General features: G+C 59.0%; 20 protein-coding genes and 1 tRNA gene. 7 read left to right on the forward strand and 14 right to left on the reverse strand.

Annotated elements, in window-relative coordinates:
- From BLU28_RS16075 to BLU28_RS16115, 9 genes are all read right to left on the reverse strand, one after another.
- On the reverse strand, positions 1–304 hold a 304-nt coding region (locus BLU28_RS16075; RefSeq protein WP_139190406.1), incomplete at its 3' end, for a helix-turn-helix domain-containing protein.
- Positions 305–586: 282 nt separating this feature from the next.
- Positions 587–2,368, reverse strand: coding sequence for a chloride channel protein (locus tag BLU28_RS16080; protein WP_035208819.1), 1,782 nt, complete (start codon positions 2,366–2,368; stop codon positions 587–589).
- A 21-nt stretch (positions 2,369–2,389) separates the two neighbouring features.
- Entirely contained in the window at positions 2,390–3,220 is an 831-nt protein-coding gene (locus tag BLU28_RS16085) for an MBL fold metallo-hydrolase (protein WP_035208821.1), read from the reverse strand.
- 2 nt (positions 3,221–3,222) lie between these two features.
- A complete protein-coding gene (locus BLU28_RS16090; protein WP_006697457.1) occupies positions 3,223–4,005 on the reverse strand; it encodes a TatD family hydrolase in 783 nt (260 codons plus the stop codon).
- 11 nt (positions 4,006–4,016) lie between these two features.
- Complete coding sequence (metG, locus tag BLU28_RS16095; RefSeq protein ID WP_006697458.1) at positions 4,017–5,567, reverse strand: methionine--tRNA ligase; 1,551 nt, start codon at positions 5,565–5,567, stop codon at positions 4,017–4,019.
- Positions 5,568–5,817: 250 nt separating this feature from the next.
- Complete coding sequence (locus BLU28_RS16100; RefSeq protein WP_072494371.1) at positions 5,818–6,843, reverse strand: DNA polymerase III subunit delta'; 1,026 nt, start codon at positions 6,841–6,843, stop codon at positions 5,818–5,820.
- The gene (tmk, locus tag BLU28_RS16105) at positions 6,836–7,510 is read right to left on the reverse strand and encodes a dTMP kinase (RefSeq protein ID WP_077987113.1); all 675 of its coding nucleotides are present in this window, start codon (positions 7,508–7,510) and stop codon (positions 6,836–6,838) included. Before tmk ends, BLU28_RS16100 begins: the two co-directional genes overlap by 8 nt.
- A 137-nt stretch (positions 7,511–7,647) precedes the next feature.
- Entirely contained in the window at positions 7,648–8,820 is a 1,173-nt protein-coding gene (locus BLU28_RS16110) for a D-alanyl-D-alanine carboxypeptidase family protein (protein ID WP_035208907.1), read from the reverse strand.
- A 71-nt stretch (positions 8,821–8,891) separates the two neighbouring features.
- A complete protein-coding gene (locus BLU28_RS16115) occupies positions 8,892–9,980 on the reverse strand; it encodes a septal ring lytic transglycosylase RlpA family protein (RefSeq protein WP_006697463.1) in 1,089 nt (362 codons plus the stop codon).
- Between the two features lie 315 nt (positions 9,981–10,295).
- Here BLU28_RS16115 and BLU28_RS16120 point away from each other — a divergent pair, with 315 nt between their 5' ends.
- Complete coding sequence (locus BLU28_RS16120; protein ID WP_004441749.1) at positions 10,296–10,634, forward strand: hypothetical protein; 339 nt, start codon at positions 10,296–10,298, stop codon at positions 10,632–10,634.
- Positions 10,635–10,757: 123 nt separating this feature from the next.
- Here the strand turns inward: BLU28_RS16120 and BLU28_RS16125 are convergent.
- Positions 10,758–10,847: transfer RNA gene (locus tag BLU28_RS16125), tRNA-Ser, on the reverse strand.
- Here BLU28_RS16125 and BLU28_RS26350 point away from each other — a divergent pair.
- On the forward strand, positions 10,848–11,150 hold the full coding sequence (locus BLU28_RS26350) for a hypothetical protein (RefSeq protein WP_162702017.1): 303 nt from the start codon (positions 10,848–10,850) through the stop codon (positions 11,148–11,150). It begins immediately after the preceding tRNA gene.
- A 277-nt stretch (positions 11,151–11,427) separates the two neighbouring features.
- Here BLU28_RS26350 and BLU28_RS16135 read toward each other — a convergent pair whose 3' ends face one another.
- Together BLU28_RS16135 and BLU28_RS26610 are read right to left on the reverse strand one after the other, a co-directional pair.
- Positions 11,428–11,655 carry a hypothetical protein gene (locus BLU28_RS16135; protein ID WP_022556128.1) on the reverse strand — a complete coding sequence of 76 codons (228 nt, stop codon included), beginning with the start codon at positions 11,653–11,655 and terminating at the stop codon, positions 11,428–11,430.
- 15 nt (positions 11,656–11,670) lie between these two features.
- The gene (locus tag BLU28_RS26610; RefSeq protein ID WP_004441746.1) at positions 11,671–11,934 is read right to left on the reverse strand and encodes a hypothetical protein; all 264 of its coding nucleotides are present in this window, start codon (positions 11,932–11,934) and stop codon (positions 11,671–11,673) included.
- A gap of 131 nt (positions 11,935–12,065) precedes the next feature.
- Between BLU28_RS26610 and BLU28_RS16145 the strand changes: the two genes are divergently transcribed.
- From BLU28_RS16145 to BLU28_RS16155, 3 genes are all read left to right on the forward strand, one after another.
- Entirely contained in the window at positions 12,066–12,785 is a 720-nt protein-coding gene (locus BLU28_RS16145) for a hypothetical protein (RefSeq protein WP_004441745.1), read from the forward strand.
- A 139-nt stretch (positions 12,786–12,924) separates the two neighbouring features.
- Positions 12,925–14,418: a D-alanyl-D-alanine carboxypeptidase gene (locus tag BLU28_RS16150; RefSeq protein WP_077987111.1), complete on the forward strand. Its 1,494-nt coding sequence runs from the start codon at positions 12,925–12,927 to the stop codon at positions 14,416–14,418.
- Between the two features lie 82 nt (positions 14,419–14,500).
- The gene (locus BLU28_RS16155; RefSeq protein WP_004441743.1) at positions 14,501–14,761 is read left to right on the forward strand and encodes a hypothetical protein; all 261 of its coding nucleotides are present in this window, start codon (positions 14,501–14,503) and stop codon (positions 14,759–14,761) included.
- A gap of 92 nt (positions 14,762–14,853) precedes the next feature.
- On the opposite strand, the gene gyrA is transcribed toward BLU28_RS16155, so the two are convergent.
- Positions 14,854–17,646 (reverse strand): DNA gyrase subunit A, encoded by a 2,793-nt coding sequence (gyrA, locus tag BLU28_RS16160; RefSeq protein WP_004441736.1) that lies wholly within the window; start codon positions 17,644–17,646, stop codon positions 14,854–14,856.
- 216 nt (positions 17,647–17,862) lie between these two features.
- Between gyrA and BLU28_RS16165 the strand changes: the two genes are divergently transcribed.
- Together BLU28_RS16165 and BLU28_RS16170 are read left to right on the forward strand one after the other, a co-directional pair.
- Entirely contained in the window at positions 17,863–18,492 is a 630-nt protein-coding gene (locus BLU28_RS16165) for a MarC family protein (protein ID WP_035208833.1), read from the forward strand.
- Between the two features lie 127 nt (positions 18,493–18,619).
- Positions 18,620–19,768, forward strand: coding sequence for a CBS domain-containing protein (locus BLU28_RS16170; RefSeq protein WP_077987110.1), 1,149 nt, complete (start codon positions 18,620–18,622; stop codon positions 19,766–19,768).
- 53 nt (positions 19,769–19,821) lie between these two features.
- Here the strand turns inward: BLU28_RS16170 and BLU28_RS16175 are convergent, their stop codons facing one another.
- Positions 19,822–20,085, reverse strand: coding sequence for a hypothetical protein (locus BLU28_RS16175; protein WP_077987109.1), 264 nt, complete (start codon positions 20,083–20,085; stop codon positions 19,822–19,824).
- Positions 20,086–20,089: the final 4 nt, after the last annotated feature.

The following is a 20,089-nucleotide window of genomic DNA, read 5'->3' on the forward strand; positions in this document are numbered from 1 at the left end:
GCAGCTCGATCAGCTTCTCACGTGCTAGCGTCGGACCGAAATCCAGATAGCGTTCGCGGATCAGATCCAGCGCTGCATTGCGAAATTCCTCGCTGTGGCGCCGGTTGCTCGGCCGTGATCGCTTCCTGGAAACAAGACCGGCCGGACCATCCCGGTCGTAGGCTTGCAGCAGCCGATGGACCTGACTTCGACTGAGGTCGAGCCGTCCGGCCGCCTCGACAATGCTCAGGCGTTCGTCACGGATCTTCTGGATGAGTTCGAGGCGATGCAATTCTTTCTGCGACATGGTGATCAAAAAGGACATGACGACTCCGACCGCTCATGGTCTCGACCAGGCTGAAGATCGTCATCCTTGCTCCCAACGTTGGCTTTGACCAGTGCGTCGAGAGGCGAGACTGTCGCATCTCTAACTGGCCCAACTGTCGCATTACTAAATAGCCCTTACATACAATAATCGCATAAGATAGATTATGGAACTTTTTGTGCTGAATTACCGGGAATGCCGTAAGCTGTCAGATCGCAGCGCCGTTGCTGTCATCATTGAAAAGCGCCGCTTGTCGCATTGAAAGATCCATATCCAGGTCGATCATAATTCTCCTGATGCCTCTCGGCGTCGTAGATCGAGCTCTTCACTGTAGCGTCTCAGCGTGTGACTTTCGGTAAGCAGGCCAACGGGACGATTTTCGATCTTGTCGTTGACGACGACGAGTGCTTCGCTTTCTGCCGCGTCGAAGGCTGCCGCCGCTTGCCGTGCATTCATGGTCGGCAGCAACACGTCGTTCTTGTAGTGCAGATAGGTCTCGAGGCTGATCTTGCTTGGGTCGCGATCCATCGGATCGGCATAGATTTCCGGCACGAGAACGATCCCGGCATAACGCCCGTCATCGTGGGTCATGATGACCCGCTGCGTTGAACCGAGCGGGAACTTCTCCTTGAAGGCCGGAAGCCCCATGCTGACATTGGCCTTGCGTATGTCAGCGCGCATCATCTTGCCCACCGTCAGGTCGCGGATCCAGCCGATGTCATGAGCGCTGCGAATGCTCTCACCGCGCAGGTGAAAACGCCAGGTGGCGAAGGAGTAGCCGAATGTGGTGCGCACCACCAGCGATGTGGTGATGACGGCGGCAAGCACGAGCGCCGTAATCTGGAAGTCGCCGGTCAGTTCCAGCGCCAGAAATGTCATTGTCAGCGGACCACCGATGATGGCGGCGGCAAAGGCGCTCATGCCGATCACGGCGTAGACGATCGGCGCTGTCGAGCCATAGCCGATATAGGGCGCGCAGAGTGCGAAAATCTTGCCGAGCAGCGATCCCATGAACAGCGAGGCGAAAAACAGGCCGCCGCGGAAATTCGAACCTATCGAGATCGCGCTGGCCGCCGCCTTCAACAGGAACAATCCTGCAAGCCCGTAGATCGTCAAGTCGGCATCGATGTTGAGATGCAAGGCTCCATGGCCGCTCGAGAGAACCTGCGGTGAAATCAAGGCCAGCCCACCGACAACGATGCCGCCAAGCGTAGGACGCAGCCAGCCAGGAATAGCGCTTTTGCGCGCCGTCTCCTCAATGAAGGACACCGCCTGCATGAGCACGATACCGATTGCCGCGCACACAACCCCAAGGAAAATAGCCGGCACGTAATCGGCGGGCGTCACGCGGCTGGCATCGACGATATCGATGGAGAGGCCATGGCCGCCAATCAGGCCGATAACGGTTGTCGCCACCAGCGCCGAAACGATCAGCGGGGCGAGCGTGACGACTGTATAGGTGCCGATGATGAGTTCGATGGCGTAAAATGCGCCAGTCAGAGGCGCGTTGAAGGCGGCCGCGATGGCGCCCGCGGCGCCGCAGCCAACGAGGATGCGCATGTCCCCTCGCCTCAGTTTCAGCTTGATGCCGATCTTCGATGCAACGCCGCTGGCAATCTGCGTGTAGCCCGCCTCAAGCCCCACAGATGCGCCAAAACCGTTGGAAACGATGTTCTGCACGCAGACAATGATGCTGTCCGTGAGCGACAGGCGGCCACCATGCAGCGCATTTGCCTCGATGGGGTCGACCATCGGCTTTTTGCGGGTTTTGGAGAGGATGAAGATGATCAGCCCGAGCAGGACACCGCCCATGATCGGCCCCACCAGCACGATCTGTCCGGAAAGATCGCTGCTGCTCAGACGTTCGACGCCAAAGACGAGCACATGCAATGCCGTGCTCAAAGCGCCGATCAACGCCACCAGCAGGCCGGCTGCGATGCCGATGAGCACGGCAAGCGCGACAAGGCCGAGTTCGCCGCGTCGGAACATGGCGCGCAGGCGGCTGGCGCGCATATTGTCGAAGAAGCTCGCCATACTCGGTGCACGGAAAGGCTTAGTCGACATGCTGTTCCTTTTCAGGCGGCGTCAGGCGGCTTCGAGATCGATCTCAATTTCGAAACGCATCTGATCATAAGCCGGTTCAACATGATCAGGCGTTTCCTGCATCACCGTCTCATAATCGAGCGGAATATGCATGTGGGTCAAGATCGCCCTTTTGGGTGCCAGTGTTTCGATCCACCCGAGCGCCTGTTCGAGTGACAGATGGCTGGGGTGATAGCGATATTGCAGGGCGTCGATGATGAGCACCTCAAGTCCGGCGAGTTTCGGCAGGCTTTCGGCCGGAAAATCGCTGACGTCGGTGCAATAGGCCACATCACCAATGCGGAAACCCAGAGAATGGACGTCCCCATGCTGTTGCATATGCACCCCAAAGGCGATTGGTCCTCCTGCTCCATCAATAACAACCGGCTCGTTGATATCGGCAATCATATAAGGCCGGACAATCGGTGGATAATTGCTGCCCGCCGGCGTCTCGAGACAATAGGCAAAACCATCGCGGATGCGCGCCATGGTAATGGGATCGGCATAGATCGGAACTCGGCTTTTCTGGAGTGCGAAATAGATGCGCAGATCGTCAATGCCATGCAGATGGTCGGCATGAGCATGGGTGTAGAGAACGGCATCGATAGCCTCCACCTTCGCGGCGATCATCTGCTCGCGAAAATCAGGACCAGTATCGATCACAACGGTCGTTTTGCCGCCATCAGGACCGATCTGTTCCACCATGAAGGCCGCACGCGTGCGCCGGTTCTTCGGATTATCGGGGTCGCAGGCGCCCCAGTCGCCGTTAATGCGCGGCACGCCGGGTGACGAGGCGCATCCGAGAACCGTGAAGCGGCGACGGTAGATTGCCACGCCTACACCCTTGTCATCTTGGAAAAGCAGCGGAAGGCGTTTTCGGTGGTGATCTCGGCCATCCGCTCGAAGGAGATGCCATGCACCTCGGCCAGAACCTCCGCGGTATTGACGACGTAGGAAGGCTCGTTGCGTTTGCCACGCCAGCGCTTCGGCGCAAGATAGGGTGCGTCCGTTTCTACAAGCAGCCGGTCAAGAGGCACGGTTGCAGCGATATCGCGAATATCCTGCGACTTTGGGAAGGTCAGAATGCCCGAGAAAGACACATATCCGCCAAGCTCGACACCCGTTTTTGCGAGCTCGGGACCAGCGGAAAAGCAGTGCAGAATGAACGGAAATGCGCCCTTCCCGCTTTCGGAGCGCAGGATGGCGGCCATGTCGTCATCGGCACTGCGGCTGTGAATGACAAGCGGCAGCTTCGTTCGTCTCGCCGCCTCGATATGGCGAAGAAGGCCGGTCTTCTGGTCTTCGGGCTTCTGCGTGTCGTAGAAGTAATCCAGACCCGCCTCTCCGATCGCCACGATCTTCTCATGACTTTCGGCAAGCTGCACCAGCTCATCGGCGGAGATATCCAGTTCCTCATCGGCATTGTTCGGATGGGTGCCGACCGAGCAAAAGACTGACGGATATTTTTCCGTGATCTTCAACAGCTCCGGCAGACGACGCACCCGGGTCGAGATCGTCACCATCTGGCTCACGCCGGAGGCATGGGCCCGAGCGATGATGTCGTCGCGCTCCGCCTCAAAATCAGGAAAATCGAGATGGCAATGGGTATCGATCAGCATCGTGGTCGCCTTCACGCTTCCGGCGCGACATAACGCGGAAAGACTGGCTTCGGAGCTTCCAGTGGTGTCCCCGGCACCAGACGACCGGCTTCGCCCAACGCCGCGAAGTCGCGCTTGTCGGCTGGCGCCGCAACGAGATCGAGCAGCTTTTCGCAGGAACCCGGCATGATGGGCTGCAGGAGAATGCCGATCTGGCGCACAACTTCCGCCGTGACGTAAAGCACAGTGCCCATCCGCTCAGGGTCGGTCTTTTTCAGCGCCCAAGGCTCCTGAGAGGCGAAATAGCGGTCGGTCTCGGAAACGACGGCAATAATGGCGGCTACCGCGCGGTGGATGAGCTGCTTGCCCATCTCCTCACGGCAAATGGCGAGCAGACCGTCTGCAGACGCCAGCATCGCCTTGTCTTCGTCGGTGAACGGACCAGGCGTCGGAATCTTGCCGTCGCAATTCTTGACGATCATCGACAGCGAACGGCTGGCGAGATTGCCGATGCCATTGGCAAGATCGGCATTGATGCGGGTGGCAATGCCCTCTTCGCTATAGCTGCCGTCCTGGCCGAAGGAGACTTCGCGCATGAAGAAATAGCGGACCTGATCAAGGCCGAAATGGTTCACCAGATTGGCGGGATCAACGACATTGCCGAGCGACTTCGACATCTTCTCCCCCTTGTTGAGCAGGAAGCCATGTGCATAAACGCGCTTGGGCAGCGGCAGCTTCGCGCTCATCAGGAAGGCTGGCCAGTAGACGGCGTGAAAACGAATGATGTCCTTGCCGATGATATGCACGTCGGCCGGCCAATACTTCGCCCGCGGTCCGTTCCTGTCTTCGAGGTAACCCGTTGCGGTGATGTAGTTGGTCAGTGCATCGACCCAGACATACATCACGTGCTTCGGATCATTGGGAACCTTGATGCCCCAGTCGAAGGTGGTGCGGGAAATCGACAGGTCCTTCAGACCGGATTTCACGAAGGAGATGATTTCGTTACGGCGTTCCGCCGGACCGATGAAGTCGGGGTTTTCCTCATAGAGCTTCAGCAGCTTGTCCTGGTACTCGGAGAGCTTGAAGAAATAGCTTTCCTCCTCCACCCATTCCACCGGCGTGCCCTGCGGGCCGTAACGGACGCCATCGGCGCGCACTTCCGTCTCGTCCTCGGCGTAATAGGCCTCGTCACGAACGGAATACCAGCCGGCATAGCTATCCTTGTAGATGTCGCCGCTCTCGGCCATCAGGTTCCAGATATTGCGCGAGGTCTCGTGATGACGTTCTTCCGTCGTGCGGATGAAATCGTCGTTCGAGGCGTTGAGCAGCTTGCCCATCTCGAGAAACTGATTGGAATTTCGCTCCGCGAGTTCTTCCGGCGAAACGCCTTCCGCACGTGCCGTCTGCTGCATCTTCTGGCCGTGTTCGTCGGTGCCCGTCAGGAAGAACACATCCATTCCGTCCAGGCGCTGAAAGCGTGCCATGGCGTCCGTTGCGATCAGTTCATAGGCGTGGCCGATATGCGGCTTGCCGTTGGGATAGGAGATCGCGGTGGTGATGTAGAATGGTGTCTTGTCTGTCATGACGGTCTATCGACTTTACGCGCTGTTTTTTGGATAGACCGCTCTTAAACCATTGTTCGCAGCAGCGAAAGAAAAAGCTACCGAATTGGTACAATGATATCAATATTGCCGACTATTCGTCATCCTCGGGCTCGAGCCGAGTATTCATTAATTTCAGTGGGTTGTGGATTCCCGTGTCAAACCCGGGGATAATGCGGCTTAGAGTGGGCCAATCCGAAAAGGCAACTTCGGTCCTTACGATTTTCCGGCATTAGACGCCCCGGATATCCTCAAGAATGGAAATTACCATCTGTTTCTTGTCGAGATTATAGGCCTGCGCCACGGTGATGCGTTCCGAGAGCGCCGAAGAAAGCCGTGCCAGCCTTTCCGCAGCAGTGATATCGCCCGTCATGGCCGCCGCGCGCGCGCGCGCCATCAGATCTTCCGTTACATGTTCCATGAAAAAACCGAGGACGATGTCGCCATCCTTCTGGGCCAGGATCTCGGCGAGCTTGTGCATCTGTTTGCGGGCGCCTGGCCCGTCGGCATTCATGACTGCGGCAAGGGCCTCGACAATATCGGAGCCGCCGTAGTTCATCAGCTTCAGCGCCTGCGCAACGCTACCCTTGGAGGCGGCAAGCAGGGCATCGCGCTTTTCCTCCGAGAGATTTATGCCGAGATGATCGAGCGCCTGCACCATGGCCGAATCCGAAAGCGGCAGCAGCCTGAGCGGCATGCAGCGTGAGCGGATTGTCGGCAGCAATTTTCCCGGTGCGTGGGAGAGCACGAGAAACATCGCCCTTTTGGGCGGCTCTTCCAGTATTTTCAGGATCGCGTTCGCGGCATTGCGGTTGAGATCATCGGCGGGATCGATGATGACGATGCGCCAGTTGCCGGTGCCCGAGGTCTGCGAGAAAAAATGCCCTGCCCGTCGCACCTCGTCCACCGTGATGGCGGATTTCACGCGGCCGGTCTTTTCATCCACGGGCCGGGTGAGATGCAGCAGGTTATGCGAGGCGCCAGCGGTGATCTGCCGGCTGACCAGCGACTGCGGATCGGGGTCTGGCAGAAACTCCGGCGCCGACAAAGGATCGGGATGGTTCAGCACATGATTGGCGAAACGGAAAGCGAGCGTCGCCTTGCCGATGCCCTCCGGCCCTTCGATGAGAATGGCATGATGGCCTTTGCCAGAGCGATAGGACTGCGCGAGAAACGCCTCCGCCTCCTCATGGCCAAAAAGCCTCGTGTTCTGCTGCGGCGCGATTGCACCGTCGAGAACGCCTTGGACCTCACTCATGCGCCCTGCCCGCCTCGGTCCCCAGCTGTTCGAGCAAGGGCTCGACGAAGGACATGACATCCTCCGCAACTTTTTCTTCCGGCTGATCGGCATTGACGATGCGGCAGCGACGCGGCTCGGCAAGCGCGATATCGAGATAGGCTTCCCGCCGCTTCTCGTGGGTTTCGATTTCCTCTTTCTCGAAGCGATCGGGCTTCGCGCCTTCATCCGCGCGCTTTCTGGCGCGGGCAAGTCCTTTTTCGGCAGCGATATCGAAAATCAGTGTCAGCTCCGGAACGACGCCATCAATCGCGATGCGCTGCAGCGTCTCGATGAAATCCGGCTCCAGATTGCCGGTCGTGCCCTGATAGACGCGGGATGAATCGAGAAACCGGTCGCAGAGCACGATCTCGCCGCGCTCCAGCGCAGGGCGAATGACCTCTTCGACGTGATCGTTGCGCGCGGCGGCGAACAGGATGGCTTCCATCCGGACGCCAAAGGGCTCCGCCGCACCGGAAAGGAGAACATGTCTTACGGCCTCCGCACCCGGCGAACCGCCGGGCTCACGCGTTACGACCACCTTGAAGCCACGATCGCAAAGCGCCTCGGCAAGCGTGCGAATCTGCGTCGATTTGCCGGCGCCTTCGCCGCCTTCGAAGCTGATGAACAATCCGGTCTTTTCGGCCAATGTCACGTCCTGCAAGGAATTCACGTCAATGTTGAAATGCCTGTTTACAGCATCGGACCGAAATGTGTGAAGCGCTTTTCAGAAAAACCGGTGCCTGAACAAAAGCATAGGAGAAAAGGCACGTGCTGAACCGCACTTCACAGCCAGAACAGCAGAAGTTCCTTCAATGCTCCTGCGGCATTCTGGGTGAGCGAACCCTTGTTCACCCGGCTCTTCGTATAGAGCGGCACTTCGCGCAATAGACGCTCGCCCGAGAATATCTTCAGCGTTCCGGCATTCGCCCCGACATCGAGCGGCGCGTTCAGCGGCCAGCGATAGACGATACGTCCGGAGAGGCGTTCCGGATTGTTGACGGGCACCAGGACGCTGACATCGTCCTTCGGAGAAAGGTCGACATAGGAGGCATCGCCGCCATACACGCTGACGGAGCCAACCACTTCATCCTTGCTGAACAGGCGGCGTTTTTCGAAGGCGGTCAGGCCCCAGTCCACCACTCTGCGCGCTTCCTCCTGCCGCGTCTTGTCGTCTGCGATGCCGGCAAGCGCCAGATAGATGCGGCGCCCTTCCCGCTCCGCCGAAACCACGGCGGCAAAACCGCTGCCTTCTGCAAAACCGAGGCCAAGACCGTCTATACCGCTTCCCGGCATCAGCAACGTGTTCTTGTTGCGCTGGAAAATCCGGTTCCATTCGAAGTCCGGCTTCGTAAACAACGAGTAGCGGTCGGGATAGGTGTCATGCAGATGCTGGGCAAGGCGCACCATGTCCCTGGCGGTCGTCTGGTTTCCGGAATCGGGAAGTCCGGTGGAATTGGCAAACGTGCTGCGGTTCATGCCAAGTTCGCCGGCCCGTGCCGTCATGCGCTTGGCAAAGGCAGCGTCCGATCCCGCCATGCCTTCGGCGATGATGATGCAGCCGTCATTGGCGTTCTGCACGATGATTCCGGTCAAAAGGTCATTGATGCCAACGGAGGATTTCAGGGCGGCGAACATGGTTGACGTTCGCGATGGGGCCCCGCCCGTGCGCCAGGCATATTCCGAAACGGGATAGACCGTTTCCGACGCCAGCTGTCCTCTCGACAGCGCATCCAGCACCACCTCCACCGTCATCAGCTTGGCAAGTGATGCGGGCGGAAAGGACTGATCCTCATTTTGGGCAAGAAGCACCGTACCGGTTTCGGCATCGATCATATAGGCCTGCTCGGCCTTAGCGATGAAGGGCGCTGTCTGCGATTGCGCCGCGCCGGCGCTCAAAAATGCAAAAGCGGCCGCCGCGACGGCCGACAGATAGGAGCGATGAAAGGTCTTGCGCATGAAACCGCCCAGTGCTGTCTGCCACAACCGGCCACCCGCCATGAGAACGGTGCGGCGGTGTCCTTAATCCGTTAGCGTGACTTCGCCTGCTGACGCTTCACATGGGCGAGGATCGACTCTTCGCTCAAGCCGTCACGATTGACGAGCACGGTGTCGAACACCTTTGCGGTTTTGGATACGGCGGCGGATTCTTCGGAATAGGCCGCTGCATATTTGGAAGACGGCGTGGGCACACGCAGATAATTGCCGCCTGGAGCCGCTGGTTCCCGCAGGAAGTTACCTTCGGGGCGCTCCGCCAGGATCGGGCCGATTTCCGGCAGGATCGCGAATTGTTCGAATGCGGGCTGTACACCGTTGACGAGTGGCATGGCCTGAAGCGCCGCATTCTTCTTGGAACCAACGAGCGCGGTCTGAGCCGAGCCGGCATAATTCGGGTTCGATGTCGGCGCCGGCACGAAATTCGGCGAGGCCGAAGCAACCATCACGCCGGTCGCGATCTGCCCTTCAGGCGCGACGCCCGGCGAACGCGAACCCTTCGGAATATAGGAAGCCATCAGGTAAGGCATGTCATGGCCGTCGAGCGGCGCACGGCCCGCATATTGAACCCGTACATTTGCCGTCCCCGTCGCCTTCATGTCCAGAAGATCCGCCGTCTTGCTGGAAACGTCGATCAGACGGCCCTCGTGGAACGGACCACGGTCGTTGACGCGGACGAGCACCGACGCGCCATTATCCATATTGGTGATGCGCGCGTAGCTCGGCAGCGGAAATGTCGGATGTGCGGCAGAAAGATGTTCCTTGTCGTAAACCTCGCCATTGGCCGTGAGGCGTCCATGGAAGGCAGAGCCATACCAGGAAGCAAGGCCAACCTTGTTGTAGCCCGGCTCTTCTTTCGGGAAGTAACGGCGGCCCTTGACGGTGTAGGCGTTACCCAGCAGCTCGCGTCCGCCACCCTTCGGGATGTTCTTTCCATCGGCAACGCGCGGGCTGGCCTTCACGCCATATTCGGATTCGGAGAAATATTCCTTGCTGCGCTTGGGCTTAGGCTTTGTCTCGGAGGTGGTGGAACACGACGCCGTTGCAGCGCAAAGCACGGAAATTGCAAGCCACTTCACGCCCGACCTAGCGCTGATGCCTGTTTTCTTGACCGTAGAATTCAAATCGTCTGCCCCACGCTGCTATTGGCTCGGAGAACCGCACCCTCACTTGCCTCGATATTGCCCCTGCCATCGAAGCACCTAACAGTCGCTTAATCTTGTGCATAACGTGGCGAAAATGCGAACGACTTTTGCAAATTCGATAAAATTGTAACGAACGTGGTTAATGATTTCTATTTTTTCGGCATGCCCCTCCACGGCGGAATCCGCCCGCCGTCAGTCCTCCCCTCGCAGCCTCGCAAGGAACAAAGCAGCGGTAACCGCGTTTTCTCCGCGCAAACAAACGAGCTTCCGCCGGTTTCGGCTGAGGGAGGAAACATGATAAATTTTATGAAAACCACAGGTCTGGCGATTGGCATCGCCCTGGTATCCTTCGCCGCACCTATGCCTGCCGGTGCCCAGGATATGGAGCTCAGAATCGGCCCGGATGGCGTCCGTCCCGTCATCCGCGACCGTGATCGGGACATGGACCGCCGGGGTCCTCCACGCATGCGTGGCTGCAGCGAACGCGAAGCCCGCGCCGCGGCCCGTGAAGCAGGCCTTCGTGATCCCGAAGTCGTGCGCGTCACGCCGGGCCGCGTTGTTGTCGAAGGCTTCACGCGCCGGGGACCGGACCGGATCACCTTCGCAAATGAACGAGGCTGTCCGGAAATCTGATCCACTACCGCTGCCTGGAACCCGCCGAAAGGCGGGTTTCTTATTCGTACGGAATGTACGCGATGCCCAAACGCTGCGGGAACACGCCTCGTCGCGACATTGTAGGAATGATGTTGCGCTTGATGGCAGATGGGGTGGGATTCGAACCCACGGTACGCTCTCACGCACGCCGGTTTTCAAGACCGGTTCCTTAAACCACTCGGACACCCATCCATGGTGGTGAGGCTTTATAGCGGTTTGAAAAAGGGCGTCAATCCCGCTCCGACAAGCATCGTCTTCCTTCTCTCACAGTTGGCGGATCATTGCCCCGGGGTCGCTGCGGGCGGCAGCAGGGAGCCGTCACCTGAAGGTATCGAAGGGACCTGCTGCGCTGTATCGAACAGCGTAAGGCTCAAAACGATTGCAACAAGCACCAATAAAAGCGCCACAAAGAGGATTCCGGATTTATCCATGCGTCTGCTCATGTCACGTTACGTTAAAGGAGAATATGTGCAATTCGAGGCAAGCAAAGAATAAAGCGAAAGCCTGTCAAGTTGTCTTACAGATCCGTCAAATTCATCGTTCAAAAATCTGCGGATTAAGTGAAATTTGTGCATTGGCGTACTGTTTGGGACGGAAGTGGCCTATCGCGTCCGCACCATTGTCTCTTATATCCCACTCATCGCTCCCGGGCATTGCCCAACTTTCCCCGAGCGATCAACCTGCCCCGCCTCTTTGCGGGGCTTTTTTCTTTTATGGTCATGACATGATGTGCGGCCGGAGGATGGGCGACCCTTGACGGCGGGCGCCTCACTCAAACGCCGATGCTGGGCCCGCCATGGCCGTGCCGGCCTTCCCCCTGGAGAAGGTCCTCGAAGAGGTTCAGCAGCGCCGGCGGCAAGGTATCGGACAACTCGGCGATGATTTCGTTGGCGCGGTTATAGGAGTAGATCGCGCAGAGCGTGAGCACCAGCAGAACGATCCAAGGCCAGATTGGTTTGCGCCTTTGCGGCGCTCCGTTGGGCTGTTGCGGTAAAGTCATGCCGGCACCTTCCGTTCAGGCCTTGACGCGCGGCTCGCCTCCCGGCGCATAGGCGGTTTTCTGCAGGAAGCGGAATATGTTGCCGCATTGGGCGCAGCGGATCATGAAGTCGGTTGGGTCGCCCGAAGGGCGTTCTGCGCGAAATCCCCGGGGCATTTCGTCAATGCGGAAATCAACGTCCCGGCGGGTTTTGTCGTCCGACTCGGACGCCTCGGCAAAACCCTGATGGCCACATTTGGAACATTCGAGTTTCCGGGAATATCTGTCACGCGCTGCCATATGCCGTCCTTTGCTTGCGCTTATCAGGTAGCAGCGGCAAAACATCATTTCAATGGCGATCGCCGCGGGTTAAAGCTTTGCCTGTTATTTCCGCGCCGAAAACCCGGCGGACAGAACGAGTTTGAAAGCTCATGCATAGCGACACAGGCTTCCTTTCCTCTTCTCTCATAAGACGCGTCATCGTCATATGCGGAGCCCTTGCCGCCCTTCTCACTGCGCTCAATTTCGGCATGAAATGGTATGGCGACAGAATTATTCAGGCGGGACACACCACGTCGACCGACGAAGTGGAGATCACCATCGGCAACGACCGGCTGAAACTCGCAAAAAACACCCTTCGGAATCCGTCTGATCGTGACAGTGGTGCACATGAGCGCGCCGACCTCTACCTCACCTGGCCCGACCTTGCGGGGTATCGAGATTCGAATCGTGCCCTTTTCGACGATCCGAAAAATGCAGTCGGGCTGATTTTCGTTCAGCTGTCGCAAAGCACCATGTCGCAGGACATGTCAGGACGTTTCGAGCCGATTTATACCAGACTTATAGAAGGTGAGCCGACGCCCCTGAAGCACGGTCTGCTGCTCCATCGGCTGCGCGCTGATTCCGGTTATGGCAAGGAAGTCATATTGACCGGCCGACGCGACGGCGAAAGCGTCTATGTGGTGCGCTGCCTGCTGCCGCAGACGCCTCAGGAAACAACGGGTAGCGATTGTCAGAGAGATATCCACGTCGGCCAGGACCTGAGCCTGTTCTACCGATTCTCGGCCAACCTGCTGCCGCAATGGCAGGCGCTAGACGCAGCCGTGACACGCTATGTCGAGAAACGCCTCGTAAAAGACGAAAACCCGTGACACGGCACGAGACAGATCGCGTGTGAAAAGTCGCATTTTATGGAAGGCGGATACCTTTCATAAACCACTTGGTAACGCCATCCCGATAAAGTTTCTACCCGGAGCATTCGGGCGGGGCGTGTCCGAGCGGAACATAAATATGCGATTGAAGAGTTCAGCAGTGTTGAAAAGTCTATCTTGGGCACATTCGCGCAAAGCGGGTACAGGGTCTTTTGTAAGGTTTGTGGCGTTGACACTTGCGGCGGCGTTCATAACCGCAACATCCGTCCAGACCGCAAAGGCCGATCCGAAATATGCGGGCATCGTCATCGATGCGAAGACCGGCAAGGTGCTTTACGGCGAGGATCCCGACGGGCTGCGTTACCCGGCTTCGCTCACAAAGATGATGACGCTTTATCTGACGTTCGAAGCCCTCAGTGCCGGACGTATCTCTCTTGATTCCAAGGTGCCGGTTTCGGCGAATGCAGCCAAGGAGCCGCCGTCCAAACTCGGTGTGCGCGCTGGCGGCAGCATTACGGTCGAGCAGGCGATCCTTGCTCTCGTTACCCGGTCGGCCAACGACATGGCGACGGCGCTCGGTGAATATCTCGGCGGCTCAGAAGACCGTTTCGCCAGAATGATGACCGCAAAGGCCCGTGCCCTTGGCATGACGCGCACGACCTACCGCAATGCCAACGGGTTGCCCAATACAGCCCAGATGACCACGGCGCGCGACCAAGCCCGCCTCGGCATCGCGCTTCGCCAGCATTTTCCGCAATATTACGGTTACTTCTCCACCCGCACCTTCAATTTCGGCAAGCAGGTGATCGGCAATCACAATCGCCTCGTCGGAACCGTGAAGGGCGTTGACGGTATCAAGACCGGTTACACGCGTGCAGCCGGTAGCAATCTTGCCACCTCCGCGCAGCTCGACGGGCGCTCCATTGTCGCCGTCGTTCTCGGCGGTCGCTCCAGCGCCGCCCGTGACGCCACCATGCGCAAACTGGTTGCAACCTATCTGCCGCAGGCGTCGCGTGGCGGCAACAGCAACCTGATTGCACAGACGCGTTCCGCCCCGGTCGAAGAGCCGGTCGCTGTGGCCGCCGCCGTTCCCTCTGTCGCCGTCGCCGCGACGGATGCCGGCCTACCCAATGCCGGACCCGTTCCGCAGACGCGTTACGAGGAAGCGCCGGTTACCGCCTTTGCTGGCTCCTCTTCCAATGCAGCCGTCAAGGCGATGGAGGCGGCTACCTGGCAGAAGGGTAAAGATCCCATCCGTCAGGCGCCCTCCGCGCCCGATCGCAAGCTGATAACCAATTCCACCAAGGTCGATAATATCGTCACGGCTTCCACCTCGGCTTCCGCAGCCTCCGTACCTTCCGTTGCGGCAAGGTCTGACGCGCCGCAGGGCGGCTGGGTCATCCAGATTGGCGCATCGCCGGACGAAAATTCCGCGCGCGGCCTGCTGCAGAGCGCCCAGGAAAAAGGTGGTGCGGCGCTGCGTTCAGCCAAGCCCTTCACAGTGGCCTACAGCAAGGATGGCTCCCAGATATACCGCGCCCGTTTCGGCGGCTTCGATGGCCAGAACGCCGCGGTGAATGCATGCAATGCATTGAAAAAGAAAGGCGTCAGCTGCTGGGCATCCCTTCAGTGAAGACGTTCCCGCAGGCGGTGCTCTCTGTTTCGAACATCGCCTGTCTCCTCGAATTGTGTAATGAGTAGCGAGGCTTTCCAAGATGGCAGTCAACGAGAATTATTCGGACATTGCGTCTGGCAACGGGCATGGCAGCCTGTCGGTTCTGCATCCCATTCATGAGGCGGCGATGCGTATCGCCGATCTCGGTCTCAACCGTTCCAAGGCAAAAACGCGTGATCTCGTGGCGTTGCTGCTCTCGCACGGCGCCCGTGCCTGGCGCGCCAACCAGCCGGAAGCCAGCATTCACCTGCACGTCGCCCGTCGGTCGGGGCGCTCACCGGTTCATATACGTATTCGCTAACAGACCGCACCAGACGGAAACCCAAAGAAAAACCCCGCGGCGCACAGGCACCGCGGGGTTTTTGTTGATCCTGATGTGAAAAACGAGGCGGCTTACGCCTCGCTTTCCGGTGCCTCCGGCGTGGTCGGCAGATTGTCATCCGCCTCCTCGCCATTGCCATTTTCAGCCTCGTCGTCGCCTTCAGGCTCGTTGATGCGCTCCACGGAAACCACCTTCTCATCCTTCGCGGTCGAGAAGATTGTCACACCCTTGGTCGCGCGGCTGGCGATGCGGATGCCGTTCACAGGCACACGGATGAGCTGTCCGCCATCGGAAACCAGCATGATCTGGTCGCCTTCTTCCACCGGGAAGGCCGCAACAAGTTCACCGATCTCCGACGTCTTCGCGGTATCGGTGGCGCGGATGCCCTTGCCGCCGCGGCCTGAAGTGCGGAAATCGTAAGACGATGAACGCTTGCCGAAGCCCTTCACGGAAACCGTCAGCACGAATTCTTCGCGCGCCTTCAGTTCCTGGTAGCGCTCCTCACTGAGTTCGCCCTCTTCCGTTACTTCCTCACCGACGAGCGCGATATCGTCCTCATCCACGCCTGCGGCACGCCGTTCGGCAGCCGAGCGCTTGAGGTAAGCCGCACGCTCCCACGGCTCCGCTTCCACATGGCCCACAATGGTCATGGAGATGATGCGGTCGCCTTCGGCCAGGTTGATGCCGCGCACGCCGACGGAATTGCGGCCGGCAAAGACGCGTACATCGTCCACGGGGAAGCGGATGCACTGGCCGAGCGCGGTCGTCAGCAGCACATCGTCGCGGTCCGTACAGGTTTCGACGGAGAGGATTTCATCGCCCTCCTCGTCCAGCTTCATGGCGATCTTGCCGTTGCGGTTGACCTGTACGAAATCGCCGAGCTTGTTGCGGCGAACCGTGCCGCGCGTCGTCGAGAACATCACGTCAAGCGTTTCCCAGGTCGTTTCGTCCTCGGGCAACGGCATGATGGTGGTGATGCGCTCGCCGGGTTCCAGCGGCAACATGTTGATAAGGGCCTTGCCCTTGGACTGCGGCGTGCCGATCGGCAGACGCCAGACCTTTTCCTTGTAGACGATGCCACGCGAGGAGAAGAACAGGACCGGCGTGTGGGTGTTGGCGACGAACAGACGGTTGACGAAATCCTCATCGCGCGTTGCCATGCCGGAGCGACCCTTGCCGCCGCGACGCTGTGCACGATACGTCGTCAGCGGCACGCGCTTGATGTAACCGAGATGCGAAACGGTCACGACCATATCTTCGCGGGCGATGAGGTCTTCATCGTCCATATCGGGACCGCCCTCGACGATCTCGGAGCGACGCGGCGTGCCGAATTCGTCGCGGACGGCGGAAAGCTCGTCCTTGACGATCTGCATGATGCGCAGGCGCGATGACAGGATTTCCAGATACTCGCTGATCTCAGCGCCGATCTTGTTCAGCTCGTCGCCAATTTCATCGCGGCCGAGCGCTGTAAGACGTGCGAGGCGCAATTCGAGAATGGCGCGCGCCTGTTCCTCGGAAAGGTTGTAAGTCCCGTCTTCGTTGATGCGGTGGCGCGGATCATCGATGAGGCGGATCAGGCTTTCCACATCCTGTGCAGGCCAGCGACGCGTCATCAGTTCTTCTCGGGCCGAAGCCGGATCGGGAGCATGCCGGATGACGCGGATGACCTCATCGATATTGGCGACGGAAATCGCCAGACCGACCAACACATGCGCCCGCTCGCGCGCCTTGCGCAGCAGGTATTTCGTGCGACGGCTGACGACATCTTCGCGGAAGGACACGAAAGCACGCAACATGTCGAGCAGCGTCATCTGCTCGGGCTTGCCGCCGTTCAGCGCCACCATGTTGCAGCCAAACGAGGTCTGCAACGGTGTGTAGCGGTAAAGCTGGTTCAGGATAACGTCTGCATTGGCGTCGCGCTTCAATTCGATGACGACGCGATAACCCTGGCGGTCGGATTCGTCGCGCAGGTCGGAAATGCCCTCGATGCGCTTTTCCTTGACCAGCTCAGCCATTTTTTCGATCATAGACGCCTTGTTCACCTGATAGGGAACTTCGGTGATGATGATCTGCTCGCGGTCGCCACGCATCGGCTCGATAGTGGCTCGGCCACGCATGATGACCGATCCGCGGCCCGTTTCGTAAGCCGAGCGGATGCCGGAACGGCCCATGATCAGCGCACCGGTCGGGAAATCAGGGCCCGGAATGATCTGCATCAGTTCCGGCAGCTCGATCGCGGGATTATCGATCAGGGCGATACAGCCATCGATAACCTCTGACAGGTTATGCGGCGGGATGTTCGTGGCCATGCCGACCGCGATGCCGCCTGCCCCGTTGACCAGCAGGTTCGGGAACTTGGCCGGAATGACGACCGGCTCCTGCAAGGTGCCGTCATAGTTGTCGCGGAAGTCGACCGTTTCCTTGTCGAGATCGTCAAGCAGCGAATGCGCGGCCTTATCCAGACGGCATTCGGTATAACGTTCAGCGGCCGGCGGATCACCGTCGATGGAGCCGAAGTTGCCCTGGCCGTCGATCAGCGGCAGGCGGAGCGACCAGTCCTGCGCCATACGCGCCAGCGCGTCATAGATTGCCGAGTTGCCGTGCGGATGGAATTTACCCATCACGTCCCCGGTTACGCGGGCGCATTTGACGTATTTCTTGTTCCAGTCGATGCCGAGTTCGGACATGCCGTATAGAATACGGCGATGAACCGGCTTCAGGCCGTCTCGCACATCGGGAAGCGCGCGGGACACGATAACGCTCATGGCGTAATCGAGATACGACCGCTGCATTTCCTCCATGATGGAAATCGGTTCAATGCCTGGCGGAAGCTTTCCGCCGCCGGGGGGGCTCTGGTCAGTCAAAACGGATCACATTCTCTGTTAAGAATCGGATGGATTTTTATAGCGGAAACAGCCACGTTAAGCCAATTTCCCGGCGAGTTTTGAACAGGCTTTTGCGTCATTTGCAAGACGAACGCCGCTTTTCATGATTTAGCCGCCCAAATGCGTAGCGCTCTCTTTCAAAGTGCCCGCGACTTGCGTAGGCTCCGGCCTAAAAACAAAACCAACGGGGAAAGAATGGCCAGCAGCGAAACGCTCATCAATGCGCTTACCACACTTCTGGTCACACTCGATCCGCCTGGGCTTGCGCCCGTCTTTCTGGCGCTGACTGCCGGGATGACCCGTGACCAGCGCAGCCAGGTGGCGTTGCGCGGCTCCATCATCGCTTTCGGTATCCTTGCCGTCTTTGCCCTCTTCGGCCTCGCAATCCTCAATCTGCTCGGTATTTCGCTGGGCGCCTTCCGCATCGCCGGCGGCCTCCTCCTGTTCTGGATCGCCTTTGAAATGATTTTCGAAAAGCGCCAGGAGCGCAAGGAAAAGACCTCGGAAATCGCCATTACCAAGGACCATCTCCACAATCTCGCGGTCTTCCCGCTGGCCCTGCCATTGATTGCCGGGCCAGGTGCTATTTCCGCCACCGTTTTGCTTGCCGGCTCAATGAAGACCACGGTCGAGATGGTGGTGCTCATCCTTATCCTTGCTTTCGCGATGGCTCTCGTTTACGCGGCCTTGATCGTCTCGGAACGGATGGACCGCTTTCTCGGCAATACCGGCCGCGCCATCCTTACCCGGCTTCTCGGCGTACTGCTGGCTGCACTGTCGGTGCAATTCGTGGTCGACGGGATCAAATCCGCATTCGCTTTCTGAGCCGTCCCTGCGCGACACCAACGCAATAAATTCCTGCCACCGCTGAAATGCCGGAAAATCCTCCCTTAAATTCAGCTGGCGCTTCGGCTAAAAGACGCGTGTCATTTCGGATTCGAAAGTTATCTCCATGCGTTCCACGCTGCGCCGCATCATTCCCGATGCCGCACCCGTCAGCAACAGGGAAAGGCTCCGCTCCGCCACAGGCGCCTTCGTCGGCATACTGCTGACTGGCATTCTCGCCAGTTTCGCTCTTCGTTTCGATCCCACGCTGCCCGCCATGATCGCGCCGATGGGGGCTTCGGCCGTCCTGTTGTTCGCCGTACCCTCCAGCCCGCTGGCGCAGCCCTGGTCGATCCTGTGCGGGAATTTCGTCTCGGCTTTTGTCGGGGTGACGGTGGCGCTGCTGGTTCCGGATCCGTTTCTCGCAAGCGCGCTCGCCATCAGCCTGGCCATCGCCGCCATGATGGCGCTGCGCTGCCTGCATCCGCCGAGCGGTGCGGTGGCGCTGACGGCGGTTCTGGGCGGCCCTGCCATACATGGCCTCGGCTATGGTTTCCTGTTGTGGCCGGTCGCCGGAAATTCGCTGATCCTTCTTGCCCTGGCCTTCGCTTACAACAATGCCACTGGCCGCGCCTATCCACACGGTCTGAAGCTTGGCAAGGCCGCGCACGGGACAGCCGATCCGACCCCCATCCAGAAAATCGGCTTTTCCTCCACCGATCTTGACGACGTGCTGAAGGAATATGATGAGTTCATTGATATCGACCGCGACGCGCTGGAAACCATCCTGCGGAAGACAGAGTTGCGCTCCTACCGGCGTCGCGCGCTGCATCTCGATTGCGAAAGTGTCATGTCCCGGGATGTGGTCGGCGTCGCCCCTGATGACAGCCTGCGCCACGCGCATGCCCTGATGCAAAGCCATCATTTCAAGGCGTTGCCCGTCACCAATGACAGCGCCGAAATCGTCGGCATCGTCACCCAGACAGACTTTCTGGAAAAGGCGAGCTGGAGAAACGGTCGTCCCTCAATCGGTTTCCTGCAGCGGCTTCGCCTCATCCTGTCAGGCGCAAGTGCCCCCAACGATACGGTGAAGGACATCATGACATCGCCCGTTAAAACCGTGCGGCCGGAAACCCCAATCGAGGAAGCAATCGTCCGCTTTGCGGAGGAAGGATTGCATTATCTGCCTGTCATCGACGCCAGGGGTAAGATGGTCGGCATCGTGTCGCAATCCGATGTCATGGTGGCGATGCTGGCCGATAAAGTCGCGGCATAGATTGCGCCGGGCGTCGAAGTGTTCTTCTCTTAAAAAAACGGCAAAGCCCGATGTCAGCGTCTCGCCTTCAAAAGGCGCTGCCACAGTGTGCCACCGAAGAACCGCCCGAGCACGACAAAATAGGCAATGATCAGCGCAAAGGCGATAAAGGCGGGCGCACCGTTGAGGGCGAAACCTTCGGGCGTTCGCCCTCCCGCTACCGTCGCGACCAGAAATCCGGCGGCGAAAAACGCCGTCCAGAAGTCGAGAAAAAAAGCGAGGATGATGCGCCAGGTGGCGGGCTGTTTTGGCTGCAGGGTTTCGTCAGTGAAGCTCACCTCC

Source organism: Agrobacterium pusense (assembly GCF_900102105.1).
In the GTDB taxonomy this organism is placed as follows: Bacteria; Pseudomonadota; Alphaproteobacteria; order Rhizobiales; family Rhizobiaceae; genus Agrobacterium; species Agrobacterium pusense.